Genomic DNA, 841 nt, shown 5'->3' with positions numbered 1-841 from the left:
TACAAACTCAAGATCGACCAGTCCTTTGTGCAGAACATCAGCACGGCTGAGGAAGATCGGGCCATCATTTCGGCCATCATCAGCATGGCCAAGAGCCTGGGCCTGAAAACCATCGCCGAAGGCGTGGAAACGCATGAACAGTTGGTATTCCTGCAAAACCAGGGATGTGACGAGGGTCAGGGGTATTATTTCAGCCAGCCACTTCCCGCAAACCAATTTGATACATGGCTATCTCATCGCTGATGAGTTCTGACCATCGATCTGGCGCAACGCGGAACGGCATCCGCCTGAAGTTACAGATTCTCTATGGAACACTGGAGGATGATATGGCCCACAGGACGTCAGCGTCCGCTTTTGCTGCGGCAGAAAGCAGTTTGATCAGTGGCAGTCCGCGATGAGCAATGCTGACCTCCGGTTCGTCCGCATTCTCGTTTTCAATGGGTGATGCGCCTTTTCCTGCCTCTATGGCGGCCGTCAGTCGATCCACTGCCGCAGGAACATCGGCAGCCAGAATTGCGCCGGGCACGGTTGCGCTATGCCCCATCATTTTCAGCATGTCGAGCGCAACATCCCCGAACATGGTGATGTCTGCGTAGGCGCGGGTTGTAAATTTGACAAGCATATTGTTCTCCTTGAATGAACTGAAATCCGGCGGGCCTCGCCAAGTGAATTAAAATTCTATCGGACAACGATTTGTGACATAAAATCAAAAATGTATTGTGCGATCCGTTCGAAGCAACATAGTCATTTTTTTCTCAGATACTGGCTGACTGAAATAAAACCCCTGTCCTTCGCTACACCCCTGGTTCTGCAGGAATACCAACTGTTCATGCGTTTCCAC

2 protein-coding genes are annotated in these 841 nt (G+C 51.1%); one reads left to right on the top strand and one right to left on the bottom strand.

The features are described from left to right. The coding region (locus M6F29_RS11935) for an EAL domain-containing protein (protein WP_298160201.1) at window positions 1–243 on the top strand (243 nt) is incomplete at its 5' end. Window positions 244–304: 61 nt separating this feature from the next. Here the strand turns inward: M6F29_RS11935 and M6F29_RS11930 are convergent. Further along, window positions 305–622 (bottom strand): DUF1840 domain-containing protein, encoded by a 318-nt coding sequence (locus M6F29_RS11930; protein WP_298160198.1) that lies wholly within the window; start codon window positions 620–622, stop codon window positions 305–307. Between the last annotated feature and the right edge of the window lie 219 nt (window positions 623–841).

Source organism: Ferrovum sp. (genome assembly GCF_027317285.1).
Lineage (GTDB): Bacteria > Pseudomonadota > Gammaproteobacteria > Burkholderiales > Ferrovaceae > Ferrovum.
The sequence above is the reverse complement of the archived record's forward strand: the minus strand, read 5'-3'. Positions and strand labels throughout refer to the sequence as shown.

Excerpts from the sequence above, each read along its gene's own strand:
- M6F29_RS11930 (WP_298160198.1), bottom strand. The coding sequence starts at position 622 with ATGCTTGTCAAATTTACAACCCGCGCCTACGCAGACATCACCATGTTC.